The following is a 15,024-nucleotide window of genomic DNA, read 5'->3' on the forward strand; positions in this document are numbered from 1 at the left end:
CGGGTGATTTACCCAATACACCTGCCGGGAATTGACCGACGTCCGTCACCGACGACAAAAAAGGATACCTCATGCACCCACCCGTCTGGTTCCGTCCCGGCGCTTTCAAGCGGCCGCTGACCCTGTCCGTCGGCGTGCTCGCCGCCACCCTGGTGTCCAGTGCATGGGCAGACGACTATCCCCACGCCCAGGAACCCATTGGCACGGTCGAGCAGATCTACGACGGCGCCATGCTCCCGGACCTGGCGGTCAGCACCTATCGCAATATCGGCCGACTGTTCCCCACCCACACGATCAAGGCCGGCGATCACCCCTATGCGCTGCCGAAGTCGGATCGGCAACTGCCCAACGTGCGCCTCACCGTCGAGGTTTTCTAGACAGGCCCTGCTTTGGTGTCAAAACCCACAAGGCTTTGACTGCTCCTGCTCCTGCTCCTGCTCCTGCTGGGAAAGCTTAAGTATTTCTTTTGACTGGGAGTGCTTCTAGCTCGATCGTGCTGATTCACCTAATCTAAGCCATACCCCGGACGCCCGAAGGATTTGAAACGATCAATGGCGGTCGACTCCGTAGACCACTCTGGGGCTAGCTTCAATCCTCCGCATCGGTAGGCCGGGCCAGCAAAGCCTTCGCAAACTTTTTCATCCGCGCTTTGAAGCCTGTTTTGTTTGAAAGGTCTGCATAAACGTTGGGTAACCGATCTTTGAGCTTTGTCACATATGAGGCGTAGGTATCCTTGTGATCCTTGGAAGTCGACCAGTCCGCAAGCTGCTCCCACCGACCATCCAAGAAGTCAGAAACTCGGGATGTAGACTCTGGGTTGCGATGGAGGAACAAAAGTATTTGGAGTAAGCGTTCTTCCTCAACTGCGTTTCGAGGGGTGACACTTGGAAGAAGGAAGTTGAGTTCAGACAAAATAAATATTGAAGACTCAATCGTGGCACTAGCATCATAAACGAAGGTCCGGAGCTCTGTTCCGATGACAAATAGAGTATCCTTGTCGAAAAGCTTTAGCACGTTCTTAATATTACCCATTACCGGCGCGGGTGGGGATGCAAAGGGTGATTGTTTTGTCAAGTCTGAGACGTATTTAGAAAATGCAGGGTGAGCATTTTTTTCACCTTTGAAATCCAGCTTTTCTTTGACCATTCGATTCAGCGTATTGGCTACCCTAGCATCAGGGCTGTTAAAGATAGTGAGCCAGCCGCTTGCATCAATCTCAGAGCCAAAGTCTCTATTTAGGACACGAGCTCTGAGCGGAAGAAGTTCGTCATTCGATCCGGTCAATATCACGTCTAAGAAGTCTGGGTCTATCTTGTCTAGTGTCGGGAGATGTTCAACAATCGTAGGAAATGAAAGGATCCATGCTAGAAATTCGCTTTCCGCTAGGCCCGCTTCTTCCAATGTTTCGCGCAGCTCCGTGTATTGCCGAAATAAGTGAAATACAAATAACGTGGCTACATGGCGCTCTTTAATTGCATGGGCAAGAAGCGGAGTCACTATCGCTTTTGACTCAGGTTGGAGAGCAAGAGATAAAAGATTACCGCTAGTAAGCAAGGCCCCAGCTAAAGAATTGAGGAATTCTGGCTCTTGATTAAACGCAGATTCGATTTCTGGGATTTCGGCAAGATCTGTACCCATATCTTGGCGCATATATACGACTGCCATCGCAATTTTTATGCGGTTCGACTTTGTAGTGAGTACATGGCTTTTGATTAGCGCGGGCACCGTGCTTGCGTATTTTTCACAGAATGCCAGGCCTAACCAAGATCTCTCTTCTGTAGGATCAGCGTTTATCGCAGTTGTGATCTCCGTCGATTGTTCGTCGCCTAGGTGATAGTCACGCTTCGCGGTGGACATTCGGATGTTTCTAAAATACTGATAGAAGCAGTGCACCCATTCCTCCTTTGGCAGAGGAGTCATATCGAATGCAACCGTATCATTCGAAACAAGCTGTCTCACGGCATCTATGCGTCCTTTCTGACTAAGCGTGATGCGGTTCACGTCGACTACGAGGAGATCAGGATCCGGAACTAAGGTATGAAAGAGAATTTCTGAGCTGTCCATAGCGATTTCTGGGAACGGCTCATCCAATGCGTGTAGATAGCTGTCATACATGTTCACTGTTTTTTGATAGGCATCCGTAGCGTCTGGGTCATATGCCTGCTTATTCATCTGCAAAAATGCGTCTCCCGCAGCTTTCAGCTCTCCATCGAATATGGTTTTACTAAGCCCTAGGCTAATCAGCTCTTTTGCCGCTTCAAAAAAACCGGTCTCTGGAACGTGACCTGCCAGTAAATTATTCTCTGTAAATTTCTTATTTATATGAGGAATTAACATGGCAATGTCGCAATTTTCTGAGGTTGCGGCCTCGTGAAGTGTTAGGAAAAGATTGTTAGGTGATACTTCTCCTTCGAGCTCTCTTAGGAACGAGTCGGTAAATCCGAAGTACCCTGCTAGCGAAGCTAGTTGTTTTCCATCTTGGGATTCAATGGCAGTAGCCAAGGGTTGGTCTATCAATTCTGCGATGGCAATATCTGGGGATGTTTGGAAGTGTATCTGAAGGACTTGAATGGGCCAGCCTTGATCCATGTCCTCGCCTAACAATGTTTGAAGAGTACGTTTCGTCCTGGCTAAATTGGCGCTGTTCTTTTCATTCTGTTCATTCTCATCAGGTTTGCCACTAGCGGCGGTATCTTCGGCTGAAGGCGCAACCGGTTCTTTTAGCAAAGATTCAATAGAAATGTTATTGTATTTGCAGATTGCGATGTAAGCTGCGATGCACACCACGCTCGGTCGGCCAGCTGTGACTAACATGGTCGTCGCGATGTCATTGATAAATCTTTTTTGTAGTCGAGGGGTAACCAAACCTGCTGCCATGGGACTGTGGCGTTGCAAAATAACGCTACAGGTATCTGCATCGTTTTGGCTCCCTAGGCCGAAGGTTTGAGCCCAAAGTGCCCTAAATGCGTCTTTCCACCCAGAGGTGATAATAGGTGGTGTACGAAATACCACGGGGAACTTCTTTGCGATGAAGTCCCTTGAGTCATAGCTTTGCTCAGAGTCTCCGTTAAGGTATTGCGAAACCTTTGTTGAGCAGAAAGGAACAATTACGCTTAAGTTCTCGGTTCCCGTTACTGAAGTGAAAATTTCAAGGTCACTCCAAACCGAACGAAGTACGTCCCGAGGTAACCGGTCGAGGTTGTCGATGACAATTATGAAGTGATGATCTTTAACAGCGTGAAGGTGGTTCCTCAGGGCCCTTTTCAAGTCTAATGGGCTGACTTCTTTGCTGATCTCGATCGTTTCAGTGATCTGATCATCCGAGCTGCCCTTCAGGAGGCTGCTGATATTCCACCGTTTCTTACCAACTTGCGCCTTTCCATTGAAGAAGTAAGCAAGCGTCAGAATTATTAGCGGTGCAAGACTTGTACCTAGATAGAGTAGATGTTGCCACCACGACAATTCCAGACTTCCCCGAAGCTGAGGCAGATAATCCCGAATAAAGGTAGGGCTAAGCACGCCACTTGCGATAAGCAATACAGCCCAGACGCTTATGTGACTTCTTGTGTCCTTCGTATAGCTGAAGTGTCGACCTAAGGCGATGTCTCGGGTTTTGAGGGCCTCTGGGATAGCAGCTTTGTCCCCAGTCTTTGTGAGGAGAGAAGTGATTTGATCGGTAAATAGCTCGATAAAATTACTCTTAATAGAGCCTTGGTAGTTTTGCTCGCAATCAAATATCCATAGCACGGACTTCGAGCCTTTGTCCTTGATCTTTCGTTCGAGCATCTGGAGTATGGAGCTTTTTCCCGAGCCGAACTCACCATCAAGGCCAATTACACGGTGATTTTTTCCGCTACTAATGTAGTCATGGATGGCTTGTGCGACTCTATCGTGGCTCTCGCCCTTGAAGGCATCACGTTCAGACGGGTTTTCGCTTTGGAAATTTAAGATGTTCATCAGTCCTTTGCACCTTTCCAGGCCCTACGACGTGGCCGATAGGTGTGAGGATACTGGTTTTGATGGCCAAGTGCCCGATTGCTTTCTGAGAAATTGAGTCCAGCGTTTCAGTGGTCGATTTTGCGAAGGAATGCCTGAGACCGATGGTGTCCATCGATTGACGAGTCCCCGAACGGTGCCTCTCGTTGGTGGTCTAGAGTGCAGCTGCGGCAAAAAGTACGACCTGTACGACTTCGTGGCGCTGGACAGTATTACCGCGATGCTGGTGATCAAGGACGGCAAGATCGTCTTCGAAACCTACCAGCGCGGCAACACTGAAAAGACCCGCTGGATGTCGATGTCCATGGCCAAGTCCATCACCTCGACCCTGACGGCGGCGGCGATCAGGGATGGCCTGATCAAGGGCCTTGACGCCCAGGTGGTCGACTACGTGCCGGCCCTCAAAGGCAGCGCCTACGACGGGGTGACCGTGCGCAACGTGCTGATGATGTCGTCGGGGGTGAAGTGGAACGAGACCTACACCGATCCGGCGTCGGACCGGCGGGCGTTGCTCAAGGCGCAGATTTCCCAGCAGCCTCACTCGGCCATGGCGCTGATGGCAAGCCTGCCGCGCGCTGCCGAGCCCGGCACGGTGAACAACTACAGCACCGGTGAAACCCAGGTTCTCGGCGAGATTGTGCGGGGTGCGGTGAAGATGCCGCTGGCCGAGTACCTGTCGAAGAAGATCTGGCAGCCGTTCGGCATGGAAAGCGACGCCACCTGGTGGCTGGACTCGCCTGACGGCGTGGAGATCGGCGGCAGCGGCATCAGCGCCACGCTACGGGATTACGGGCGCTTCGGGCTGTTCTTCATGAACGACGGCAAGATCAACGGCACCTCGATTCTGCCCGACGGCTGGGTCAGGGAAGCGACGCTGCCGACCACCCTCAAGGGCGGCAAAAGCCTGGATTACGGCTACATGTGGTGGACCGCCTGGACCGCGCCCTCCGTCAAAGACGGCGCCTATTCGGCGGTCGGCATCCAGGGCCAGAACATCTACGTCAACCCGGCCAATAACGTCGTGATCGTCACCTTCGGCGCACAGCCCAAGCCGGTGGACAAAGAGCCCATCGACCCGATGGCCTTCTTCGATGCGGTGGTCACGGCGTTGAAGTGACCTTGTATGCATCGCTGGCCCCACCGCGCACGCCTGACCTGCAGGCGCGCGTTTGCCTGCCAAGAGGCGGGCATGGGCACCTCATCCGTTGATGTAATAAATGCACAGCGACAGCGTGACCAGCGAGCCCAGCGTCGAGATCAGGATCGTGCTCGACACCACCGACGCCTCGCGCTTGTAGTACTCGGCCAGCATGAACGGCCCGGTGCCGGTGGGCAGGGCGCTCAACAGCAGGGCAGAGTTGGCCCACAGCGGCGGCAGGTGGAACACCCGATACGCCAGAAACCAGGTGAGCAGGGGGTGAGCGATCAGTTTGATCAGCACCAGCAACGTCGTGCCCTCGCGCGGGCCTTGCTGCTTTTGGGCGAGAAACAGGCCCAGGGAAATCAGCGCGCAGGGTGTCGTCGCAGCCCCCAGCAGGCTGAGGAATGTATCCAGCGCGCCGGGCAATGCCACGCCGGTCGATGCCCAGCAGGCGCCGAGGATGGGCGACACCACCAGCGGGTTTTTCGCCAGCGCCAACAGCACTTTGAGGACGATGCGGTGCACCCGGGCCTCGCTTTGCAGGCCGACTTCGATGCACACCAAGGCGATGCCGAATACCACGCAGACCACCAGCAACGAGGCGATGAGGGCCGGTTCCAGGCCTTCCTGCCCCAGCACCATGACGCACAACGGAATGCCGATGTAGCCGGTGTTGGCATAGGACGCGCTGAGGGCATCAATGCTGGCATCGGCGAAATGGCCGGCCTTGCGGCGCCGCAGCAGTAAGGTCATGACGAACATCGCGAGGGTCGACAGGGTGAAGGTCAGCACGAAGCCCGGGTGCCAGATCTGTGCCCAGGTGGCGTGGGCTGTGGCGGTGAACAGCAGGGCCGGCAAGCACAGCCAGACCACCATTCGATTGATTTCAGACGCGGCGGTCGGTCCGAGGCGGTTGGTGCGGCGACAGAGGTAGCCCACCAGGATGAGAGCGAAGATCGGCAGCAAGACATTCAAAACGGAAGACATCGAACCCGGGCCTATGGCGCAACAAACGAGAGGCGCAGAGTAGAGGGCGCCATCGCCAGGGTGCAACTTTTCTTGTCAGCGAAAAGCAGCGGGGGCGGGCGTTTGGACAGGGTGCTGGCAAAGCGATGCCCGACGGGTGTCGGGCACGGTAACGGGCGTAGCGGTCACTACTTTTTCAGCGGTTTGAGGTTGCCCGGCGCGATGTCGAGGACCTTGCCGTCTTCCATGTTGATCAGCGCGTATTTATCGCTGATCAACACCCATTGGGTACCTTCCTTTGGTGCGTGCAGGCCCTTGCCCTCCCAGTCCTTGACGCCGACGCGCTCGTCTTTGTACAGGTCATGGGTGGTGTCGCCCACCTTGTACTGCTCATTGGTGTGTTCTGCCTGCACGCTTTTCGTCGCTGGGGTCTGTGCCGCCGCGGCGAAGCTGGCCCCGCCCAAACAAGTAAACACGGCCGCGCAGGCCATCAGTTTCTTCATGTTCATGGGAATTCCTCTGGTCGTTCTTATAAGTTCTTCAAGAGATGGTGGGCGCCACGCAAACCCGGCGCGCTGGGTCGCTGCCCCGACTTATTTCTCGATCGGGACAATCTTGGTGATCTGGCCATTGGTGGTCTGCACTTCAACGTATTTGTTGTTGATGCGCACCCATTGGCTCATCTTTGCCGGCTCTTCCAGGCCCTTGGCTTTCCAGTCCTTCAGCGCTGCATCCGGGCGCTGAAATTCCTGCGGCGATCGGCTGCCGACTTCGAGCTCCCGCATGTTGTCTCTGGAAGGTTGAATGGTCGGCTCCGTTGCATCGGCGGCCTGCACCGTGAAACTCGCAACGGAAATGCTACCCAGAATCGCCAGACCGGCAATGAGCGATTTGCTGTTCATTCGAAACTCCTTGGCCAGCGCGTGGTGCGCTGTCATTAGTTCCGACCGTGGGCCGCGCAAATCATTCAGTGCAGGTGCTGGCGCGCCGCCCGTTCTGGTGGGCGGCGGTCACGAATATCAAAGGGACAGCGCATCGGCAACGCTGGCCGACAACGGCGTGGTCGGCCGGCCAATCAGACGGCTCAACTGCCGACCGTTGTCGAACAGCGCACCTTTGGCCGCGGCGGCATCGGAGTTGGCGAGCAACTCGGCGACGAATGCCGGCAGCCCGGCGTGCAGCAGCGCAGCCTTGTAATCGGCCTCTGGAAGATCGGTGTAGACGACAGGCTTGCCGGATTGCTGCGCGATTTCAGCGGCGAATTCCTTCAGCGTGTAAGACTCGTCGCCGGCCAGTTCATACACCTTGCCGGCCTGATCGTCAGGCGAAGTCAGCACCATGGCCGCCGCCGCGGCATAGTCCACCCGCGCGGCGGAGCTGATCCGGCCTTCGCCCACGCTGCCGTAATGCGCGCCGTTCGCCACCGCGTGGGCGACGCCGGCCGTGTAATTTTCGTGGTACCAGCCGTTGCGCAACACCACCGCCGGAACGCCGGACTGCGCCAGCGCCGCCTCGGTCTGCTGATGTTCTTCAGCCAGGCCCAGCGCCGAGGAGTCGGCATGCAGCACGCTGGTGTAGCCCAGCAGTTTGACACCGGCGCGTTGGGCGGCATCGATCACCGCGCGATGCTGAGCCACGCGCTGGCCTACTTCACTGGACGAGATCAGCAGGACCTTCTCGGCGCCTTCGAAAGCGCGGTCGAGCGTGTCCGGCTGCGAATAATCGGCCTGGCGAACCTGCACGCCCTGGGCAGCAAGGTCGGCCACTTTTTCCGGGTCACGGGCGGCCGCGACGATCTGCGAGGCAGGCACGGTTTCGAGCAGTTGAGCGATGACGAGGCGGCCAAGCTGGCCTGAGGCACCGGTGATGACGATCATGATGATTCCCGAGAGAAGTGATTGAGCGATCAGCATAGTCACCGTGCTAACCTTTCGTAAGTACGTACGAAAAGGTAAGTGTCATGAACGATATGTCCCCTCCCTCTGCCGGGAGCGTCTCGTTGCTCGAGCGAATCCGTACCGGTGAGGTGCTGGCCCGGGATTGCCCGTCGCGGGAAATCCTCAATCATGTGTGCAGCCGCTGGGGGGTGTTGGTGCTGGTGGTGTTGCTGGACGGCATGCACCGGTTTAGCGAGCTGCGGCGCAAGATCGGCGGGGTCAGCGAAAAGATGCTGTCGCAGACGCTGCAGAGCCTGGAACAAGATGGGTTTGTCGATCGCAAAGCGCTGCCGGTGGTGCCGCCCCACGTCGAATACCGTTTGACCGCGATGGGCGAGGAGGTCGCCTTGCAGATGGACGGGTTAACGTCCTGGATCGAGGAAAATCTGTCGCGCATTCTGGCGGCGCGGGAAGGGAAAGCACCGGCGCTGGAGTGAGCGGTGCTTCTCGTTGCAGAGGCGGGCTGGGGCGCTCAAAAAGCGGCATCCCGACTCTGCGCGTTCGGCCTGGCCAGGCAGCAGCCCACCCTCGCTTCACTGCCAGCCAAACCAACGTGCAGTCGGTCTACAGACCGATCAGACGCTTAACGCTTACGCATCATCAACAGCGCAACCACAATCGCCAGGGCGGCGATCCCGGTCGCGATCCAGCCGAGCGACCCAAGTCCGAAGTGGCCAATGCCCAGGCCACCAAAGATCGCACCCAAACCGATACCGGCGTTAGCCGCCGAGATATTCATGGTCGCCGCCAACGCCTGAGCCTTGGAGCCGGCCTGCATCACACGCACCTGGCACACCGGGAACAGTGCGGTGTACGCAACGCCCCACAGCACCAGCGCGGCGATCAGCCAGATATGATCAGTGGCCAGTGGAATGGCGGCGGCCATGCCGACACTCAGAATCACCAGAAACAGCACCATGGCGCCCAGCGGGCTGCGGTCGACCAACTTTCCGCCCCATTGGTTGCCGATCATGCCGACCGCGCCGAAGCCCATCAGCCACCAGCCCACTTGATTGGTCGGCACGCCGGCCAGGGTCTGGAGGATATCGGCCAAGTAGGTGTAGGCCGTGAACATCGCGGTGAACGCCAGCACGGACAGCAACACGTGGGCGAGAAAGCGCGGCTGTTTCAGAATGTCGGTCTGCTTCTCGCCGTGCTTGGCCGGCGAGGAGGGCAAGGTCGGCATGCACAGCTGCATCAGGATGGCGATGACCAGGGAGATAACGGCCAGCACCCAGAAGCTGCCGCGCCAGCCGAGGGTATCGGCGGCGACGGTGCCCAGCGGTACGCCGAACACCAGGGCGGCGGAAATGCCCAGGTAAACCCGCGACACCGCCTGACCCGACTTGCCGGGTGCTGCCAGTTGTCCGGCGGTTTCGCTGGCCGTGCCCCAGAACACGGGCAGGCCCAGCGCCGGAATAAAGCGCGCGAGGGCCATGACCCAAATGTTGGTGGACAGCGCCGCCAGCACGTTGGAGGCGGCAAACACCAGCAGGATGATGGTGAACAGCTTTTTGCGTTCCACGCCGGCCAGTTTTGCCGTGAGGAACGGCCCGAACAGCATCACGGTAAAGGCGAACAGCGTCACCACTTGGCCGGCCACGGCGATGGAGACACCGAGGTCGTGTGCCATCGCCGGAAGCAGTCCGACGATCAGGAACTCAGTGGTGACGATGATGAAGGCGGCGATCGCCATGATCAGGATCTGTATCCCTGACCGAGACGTGGCATCCGGCGCTGACGCCGTTGCGGAGTGTGAGGGTTGCATAGGTGAAGCTCCAAAAGACGATGCCATAGCCTATTGGAGATCTGTGTTCTCATCCGCGACATAAATGACTTACTATCGCGAATCCAATTCAGTAATGGTGTTCGCGTTGTTCTCCTCCGAGCGTCTCAAAGGCATTGACGTATTTGTGGCAGTGGCCGATTTCGGCAGCTTCGCCAATGCCGCACTCAAGCTGAACCTGACAGCCTCGGCGGTCAGCAAAGGCATCGCCCGCCTGGAACAACGGTTGGGCCAGCGTTTGTTCAACCGCACCACTCGCCGGTTGTCCCTCACCGAAGCCGGTGTGAAGTTCTACGCCACCTGCAGCGGCGTGCTGGCAGACCTCGAAGAAGCCGAGCTGGCCCTCGCCTCGGAGCGGCATGAACCCCATGGCCGGGTGCGGATTGATTTGCCCGCGTCCTACGGGCGCCTCCATGTGTTGCCGCTGATTCTCAATTTCGTCAAAGAGTACCCGCTGCTGCAACCGCATATTTCGTTCTCTGACCGGTTTGTCGATCCGGTGCATGAAGGCATCGATATTGTGGTCAGGATCGGTGGGCGCGACGCCTGGGCCGCGGGGCTGGGGCATCGGTTCATCGGCGCCCAGCGACTGGTCTTCTGTGCCGCGCCGAGTTATATCGCCGAGCACGGTCGGCCGCAGACCGACGCCGATCTCGAGCATCATCACTGCATCGCCTACGGCCAGTCCGACGGGCAGGTCGGACCCTGGTATTTTCGCGGGCGCGTGCCGGGTGATCAGGAGCGGCGGGTCATTCATCCGCGCATTGCCGTCGGCGACGGCGAGGGCGAAGTATCGGCCACGCTGGCCGGGCATGGCATCGCCCAGTTACCGACCTGGCTGGTGCAAACCCACCTCAACGAAGGTCGGCTGGTGGAAGTGCTGCCGGAGCTTGCGACCGATGGCCTGCCGATGAACCTGGTCTGGCTGAAAGCCCGAGAGGCGCTGCCGAAGGTCAGCATCCTGCTCAAGTACCTCAGCGAGCATCTGGCGCCCTACGGCAGCGTCGATTCTGCTGCCGGGCCGGCCTGATCCGGGCGCACACAGCGGCGGGCTATAAATCCTTGCCCATGGTCATCTCGCAGACCGCCATCCCCGAGGTCTCGTAGAGCGTCCGCGCGGCAACGTTGTCCGAAAACACGTTCAACTCCAGACGCCGAATGCCGCGCTCGAGGGCCCACGCTTCGACGGCGATCAGTGCCTGCCTGCCCAGGCCCTGACCTCTGAAGGCCTGATCAATTTCCAGGTCGTAGACGAACAGTCGGGTGGGCAACGGCGAATTCTCCACAATCCCTATCCAGAGGCTGCCCACCTCAGTGTCATCGGCGTTGCACACGCGGTAGAAGTAATGCCCCTCGGTGTCCAGACCGTCCTCCAACAGTTCATTGAAGTCAGCGTTTGCGCTTGTGCAGGCCAGCGCATCAGGCAGCCCGTAGGTCCGCGCAATGTCCCGGGCGTACCCGGCGACCGAACGGGCAGCAAACCCCTGAAAATCAGCCGCGTTCATCGCGATCAGCTTCATACCTGCGGCCCTGCCTGTGACGCGGGCGCTTTCCCGCGATAAGCCACCAGCGCCTGCTCCAGCGCGCCCATCGCCGCATTGAGTGCAGACTGCCGCTCGCCGACGATGGCCTCCGGCGCGTCGGCCTCGCAGGCCGCTTCCAGCGCTTCGCAGCCTTGAATGACCGCGGTTGCCGAAATGATGTTCGCGGCGCCGCGTACCTTGTGGCCGATGTCTTTCAGCTGGCTTGGCAGCGTGGTCGCGTTCAGCTCGGCGCGGTCCTGACGCATGCTGGCGATGAGCTGATCCAGTAGTCGCTCATTCATGTCGGCCCTGCCACCGGTCAACGCTTCGATGGTGTGCGGGTCGAACACAGCCTGGGGCGGCAGAGCGGACAGGGACGGGAGCGTGGCCGGCGCAGACGAAGTCCGCAGCGGCATGACCTTGCGCAGGCGGTCGTTCAGCGCGGTCAGGCTGATGGGTTTGAACAGGCAGTCATCCATCCCGGCATCACGGCAGCGTTGCTTTTCCTCCGGTTGCGCATTGGCGGTGTAGCCCAGCACGGTGCAGCGCGGACGCGCCTCGGTTTGCTCCAGCTGACGGATGGCCCGGGTGAGGTCGTAGCCGTTCATGACCGGCATGTTGCAGTCGGCGATCACCAGATCGAAACGTTCTGCACGCCAGCGTTCCAGCGCTTCGGCACCCTGAAGCGCCATGTCGCAGCGGTGCCCGAGAAAGCACAGTTGCTCGAACAGCAACAGACGGTTCGCCGGGTGGTCGTCGACGATCAGAACATGCAGCTGTCCCGAGGCATGGGGGACCGCTTCACGGGCGATGCTTTTCGCCTCCAGCGGCTCCAGGGTGGTGAACTCGAAGGTCATTTCGATGCGCGTGCCATCCCCGGGACGGCTGCTCAGCTTCAGCTTTCCGCCCATCATTTCGCACAGGCTTCGACAGATCACCAGACCCAGGCCGGCGCCGGTGCGCGCCAGTTGCCCGGATTGATCGACCTGAGAGAAGGGCGCAAACAGCCTCTGCTGGTCCTGCTCGGTGATGCCGATGCCGCTGTCGTGAATCACCACTTGCACGCGCATTTGCTGGGGGCTGCGGCCGGCTTCGGTCTGCAGGGTGATCTTGACCTGACCCATTTCGGTGAACTTGATGGCGTTGCTGATGAGATTGGAGAGGATCTGCTTGAAGCGCAGCGGGTCGATCAGCACATCGGTGTTGGTCCGCGCGTCCAGATCCAGGGCCAGCGTGAGGCTTTTCTGCCGGGCCAGACCGTCGAACACCCGCACCACGGATTCGACCAGCTGGCGCAGGTTGGCGCGCTCGGGGCTCAGGCTCAGTCGCCCCGACTCGATGCGCGCGATGTCGAGGATATCGCCAATCAGTTCGAGCAAATCCTTCGCCGAGCTGTAGGCCACTTCGATGGCCGGTCGGTCGAGATGGCCGTGGTCGGCACGCTTCAGGGCCAGCTCGAGCATGCCGATGACGGCGTTCATGGGCGTGCGGATCTCATGGCTCATGGTTGCCAGGAAGGTGCTTTTGGCGCGGTTGGCATCGTCCGCCAGGTCCTTGGCCGTCTGCAGTTGCTCGATCAGTTGCCGCCGTTCGCTGATGTCGATCCAGCCGCCGATGATGCCTTGCACTTTGCCGAGGGAATCGCGGAACGGCAGGATCCAGTGGTAGATCGTCAGCTCGCGGCCGCCGATGTGCAGCGAGCGGTCGAGAATCAAGGGCTCGTTGTCGGCCATGACGCGCTTGTAATCCTCGACGTAACCCTGGGCCTCTTCGGTGTTGCTCAGTACACCGTCCAGAATGCTTTTGCCGATCACGTCCTCGCGCCGCTCGGCAAAGGCGGCGAGGTAGCTTTCGTTGCACATTTTCAGCAGGCCGTCGCGGTCGCGGACATAGATGGGATGAGGCGTGCCGTTGAGCAGCGCGCTCATGAATTCAAACTGATCGTTGAGCGCCCGCTCGGCGCGTTCGCGCTGTTTGATCTGCCGGCGCATCCACGCGTTCCAGGCCAGCGAGCCGAGCAGCAACAGGCTGGCGCCGCCGATGATCTGATAGATCAACAGCTCATAGTCGTGCCACGCGCCGCTGCTCGGCGGCGTATACGTGCGCCAGCGATTGTTGATCGCGGCCAGGTCTTCCGGGGCGATGCTCGACAGCGCCTTGTCGAGAATCGAGGTCAGTTCGGTCGCATTGCGTGACGTGGCCATGGCAATGCGCGCCGGTTCCTGCCCGACGGTCACGCGCATCTGCAACGTGTCGTTCAACGCCCGGGAGGAGAGGAAATAACTGGCGCTGAACAGCGACGTGATGGCGCCCTCGGTACGGCCGTGGGCCAGCAGGTCCAGGGCTTGCGCCGGGTTGTCGACCTCCACCGGATAAATGCCCGGGTGCTGGTCGCGCAGGAAAGGCAGGATCGGGCTGCTGAGGGCCAGCGCCACCCGCTTGCCGTCCAGTTGATCGAGATTGGAGGGCGCCGAGGTTTCCTTGCGGGTGACCAGCACGAACACGTTATCCATGTACGGCCGGCTGAAATTGAAGCGGTTCTGGCGCTCTTCGCTGGGAATCATCGCGCCAATCAGGTCGGCCTGGCCCTGGCTCAACTGGTTGGTCATGTCGTTCATGCTGGCGGCATGGCTGACCTTGAAGGTGAGCCCGGTGCGCAGGCGGATGAGTTCGAGCAAGTCGGCGGTGACGCCGCTGAAATTGCCGGCCGCATCAAAAAACGTCAGCGGCGCGTAAGCCTCGTTGAACACCACGCGAACGGTCGGATGCTGAGCGATCCAGCGTTCTTCCCGTTGATTGAGCTGCAGCTTCTGGTCGGTGAGCATCAGATCGCTGCCGGCGCCCCAGCGTTTGGAAATGGCGATGCGCTCTTCCACCGGAATGCCTTTGATGATCCGATTGACGATGTCCAGCAGTATCGGGTTTGAAGCCTGCACGGCGAAGCTGAAACCGTTTGCCTCGTGCTTGCCGAAATTGGCCATCTGCACGTTGTTCAGATAGCCCTTGTTGATCACGTAATGGGTGGAGATGGTGTCGCCCAGAAACACGTCGGCCTGATTGAAGGCCACGGCGTTGATCGCGCTCTGGAAGGAGGGGAAGGTCTGCAGGCGCGCCTTGGGATACAGCGCGGCGATTTCGTCGGGCGGCAGGTAGTGATAAACCATGCTCAGGCGCAAACCGTTGAGGTCGCCGCTCAGGGGCCGGGCCTCGCCGGCGCGGGTCACCAGGACGGGCTGATCCACGGCGTAGGGCGTAGACAGTACGATCCCGCGCGACGCCGCTTCGTAGCCATTGGCGCTGCCCAGCAGATCGATTTCGCCCTTGCTCAGCGCCTGAACCGCCTCGTCGCGGCTGGCGAAACGCAGGACCTTGACCGGCAGGTCGAGCACGCGTCCGAGAATGCCGATGTAGTCGGCGGTAAAGCCTTCGTAGTCGTGCCCGGTCAGGGTCATGTCGAAAGGCGGATAGTCCGGCGCGGAGGTGCCGACCACCAGCTCGCGCTTGTTGCGCACCCATTGCCACTGGGCGCGTTCCAGCGTCACGTCCATGTGCGCAGGGTTGGAGCGGCTCAGCAGCGTGTAGCGTTCCGGCGCCAGGGGATCTGCCTGGCTATCGAAGCTCAGGCAGACAATCACGGCTGCTATCCAATAGTCCTTTAACGCCTTTGGCATCCTG

At 59.0% G+C, this 15,024-nt stretch carries 12 protein-coding genes; 4 read left to right on the top strand and 8 right to left on the bottom strand.

Annotated features, from left to right (window positions below):
• Positions 1–71: 71 nt before the first annotated feature.
• On the top strand, positions 72–377 hold the full coding sequence (locus SLW75_RS08840; protein ID WP_410934195.1) for a hypothetical protein: 306 nt from the start codon (positions 72–74) through the stop codon (positions 375–377).
• A gap of 211 nt (positions 378–588) precedes the next feature.
• Here the strand turns inward: SLW75_RS08840 and SLW75_RS08845 are convergent, their stop codons facing one another.
• On the bottom strand, positions 589–3,957 hold the full coding sequence (locus tag SLW75_RS08845) for a P-loop NTPase fold protein (protein WP_410934196.1): 3,369 nt from the start codon (positions 3,955–3,957) through the stop codon (positions 589–591).
• A gap of 175 nt (positions 3,958–4,132) precedes the next feature.
• Here SLW75_RS08845 and SLW75_RS08850 point away from each other — a divergent pair, with 175 nt between their 5' ends.
• Positions 4,133–5,113: a serine hydrolase domain-containing protein gene (locus SLW75_RS08850; protein WP_410934197.1), complete on the top strand. Its 981-nt coding sequence runs from the start codon at positions 4,133–4,135 to the stop codon at positions 5,111–5,113.
• Positions 5,114–5,194: 81 nt separating this feature from the next.
• Here SLW75_RS08850 and SLW75_RS08855 read toward each other — a convergent pair whose 3' ends face one another.
• The 4 genes from SLW75_RS08855 to SLW75_RS08870 form a co-directional block, all read right to left on the bottom strand.
• A complete protein-coding gene (locus SLW75_RS08855) occupies positions 5,195–6,124 on the bottom strand; it encodes an AEC family transporter (RefSeq protein WP_192131106.1) in 930 nt (309 codons plus the stop codon).
• Positions 6,125–6,291: 167 nt separating this feature from the next.
• Positions 6,292–6,612, bottom strand: coding sequence for an RcnB family protein (locus tag SLW75_RS08860; protein WP_065991479.1), 321 nt, complete (start codon positions 6,610–6,612; stop codon positions 6,292–6,294).
• A gap of 84 nt (positions 6,613–6,696) precedes the next feature.
• Complete coding sequence (locus SLW75_RS08865; RefSeq protein ID WP_410934198.1) at positions 6,697–7,005, bottom strand: RcnB family protein; 309 nt, start codon at positions 7,003–7,005, stop codon at positions 6,697–6,699.
• A gap of 117 nt (positions 7,006–7,122) precedes the next feature.
• The gene (locus tag SLW75_RS08870; RefSeq protein WP_410934199.1) at positions 7,123–7,980 is read right to left on the bottom strand and encodes an SDR family oxidoreductase; all 858 of its coding nucleotides are present in this window, start codon (positions 7,978–7,980) and stop codon (positions 7,123–7,125) included.
• A gap of 83 nt (positions 7,981–8,063) precedes the next feature.
• Between SLW75_RS08870 and SLW75_RS08875 the strand changes: the two genes are divergently transcribed.
• Positions 8,064–8,477 (top strand): winged helix-turn-helix transcriptional regulator, encoded by a 414-nt coding sequence (locus SLW75_RS08875; RefSeq protein WP_296306249.1) that lies wholly within the window; start codon positions 8,064–8,066, stop codon positions 8,475–8,477.
• Between the two features lie 146 nt (positions 8,478–8,623).
• Here the strand turns inward: SLW75_RS08875 and SLW75_RS08880 are convergent, their stop codons facing one another.
• Entirely contained in the window at positions 8,624–9,808 is a 1,185-nt protein-coding gene (locus tag SLW75_RS08880; protein WP_065991483.1) for an MFS transporter, read from the bottom strand.
• Positions 9,809–9,914: 106 nt separating this feature from the next.
• On the opposite strand from SLW75_RS08880, the gene SLW75_RS08885 reads away from it, so the two are divergent.
• The gene (locus SLW75_RS08885) at positions 9,915–10,856 is read left to right on the top strand and encodes a LysR substrate-binding domain-containing protein (protein ID WP_410934381.1); all 942 of its coding nucleotides are present in this window, start codon (positions 9,915–9,917) and stop codon (positions 10,854–10,856) included.
• A 22-nt stretch (positions 10,857–10,878) separates the two neighbouring features.
• Here the strand turns inward: SLW75_RS08885 and SLW75_RS08890 are convergent, their stop codons facing one another.
• Both SLW75_RS08890 and SLW75_RS08895 read right to left on the bottom strand, forming a co-directional pair.
• Positions 10,879–11,346 carry a GNAT family N-acetyltransferase gene (locus SLW75_RS08890; RefSeq protein ID WP_410934200.1) on the bottom strand — a complete coding sequence of 156 codons (468 nt, stop codon included), beginning with the start codon at positions 11,344–11,346 and terminating at the stop codon, positions 10,879–10,881.
• A complete protein-coding gene (locus tag SLW75_RS08895; protein ID WP_410934201.1) occupies positions 11,343–15,020 on the bottom strand; it encodes a transporter substrate-binding domain-containing protein in 3,678 nt (1,225 codons plus the stop codon). Before SLW75_RS08895 ends, SLW75_RS08890 begins: the two co-directional genes overlap by 4 nt.
• Between the last annotated feature and the right edge of the window lie 4 nt (positions 15,021–15,024).

This window comes from Pseudomonas sp. W5-01 (genome assembly GCF_046540435.1).
GTDB lineage: Bacteria > Pseudomonadota > Gammaproteobacteria > Pseudomonadales > Pseudomonadaceae > Aquipseudomonas > Aquipseudomonas graminis_B.

What these genes read in the sequence shown, in the direction of transcription:
- SLW75_RS08840 (WP_410934195.1), top strand. Translation starts at nt 72, where the DNA reads ATGCACCCACCCGTCTGGTTCCGTCCCGGCGCTTTCAAGCGGCCGCTG.
- SLW75_RS08845 (WP_410934196.1), bottom strand. Translation starts at nt 3,957, where the DNA reads ATGAACATCTTAAATTTCCAAAGCGAAAACCCGTCTGAACGTGATGCC.
- SLW75_RS08855 (WP_192131106.1), bottom strand. Translation starts at nt 6,124, where the DNA reads ATGTCTTCCGTTTTGAATGTCTTGCTGCCGATCTTCGCTCTCATCCTG.
- SLW75_RS08860 (WP_065991479.1), bottom strand. Translation starts at nt 6,612, where the DNA reads ATGAACATGAAGAAACTGATGGCCTGCGCGGCCGTGTTTACTTGTTTG.
- SLW75_RS08865 (WP_410934198.1), bottom strand. Translation starts at nt 7,005, where the DNA reads ATGAACAGCAAATCGCTCATTGCCGGTCTGGCGATTCTGGGTAGCATT.
- SLW75_RS08870 (WP_410934199.1), bottom strand. Translation starts at nt 7,980, where the DNA reads ATGATCGTCATCACCGGTGCCTCAGGCCAGCTTGGCCGCCTCGTCATC.
- SLW75_RS08875 (WP_296306249.1), top strand. Translation starts at nt 8,064, where the DNA reads ATGAACGATATGTCCCCTCCCTCTGCCGGGAGCGTCTCGTTGCTCGAG.
- SLW75_RS08880 (WP_065991483.1), bottom strand. Translation starts at nt 9,808, where the DNA reads ATGCAACCCTCACACTCCGCAACGGCGTCAGCGCCGGATGCCACGTCT.
- SLW75_RS08890 (WP_410934200.1), bottom strand. Translation starts at nt 11,346, where the DNA reads ATGAAGCTGATCGCGATGAACGCGGCTGATTTTCAGGGGTTTGCTGCC.
- SLW75_RS08895 (WP_410934201.1), bottom strand. Translation starts at nt 15,020, where the DNA reads ATGCCAAAGGCGTTAAAGGACTATTGGATAGCAGCCGTGATTGTCTGC.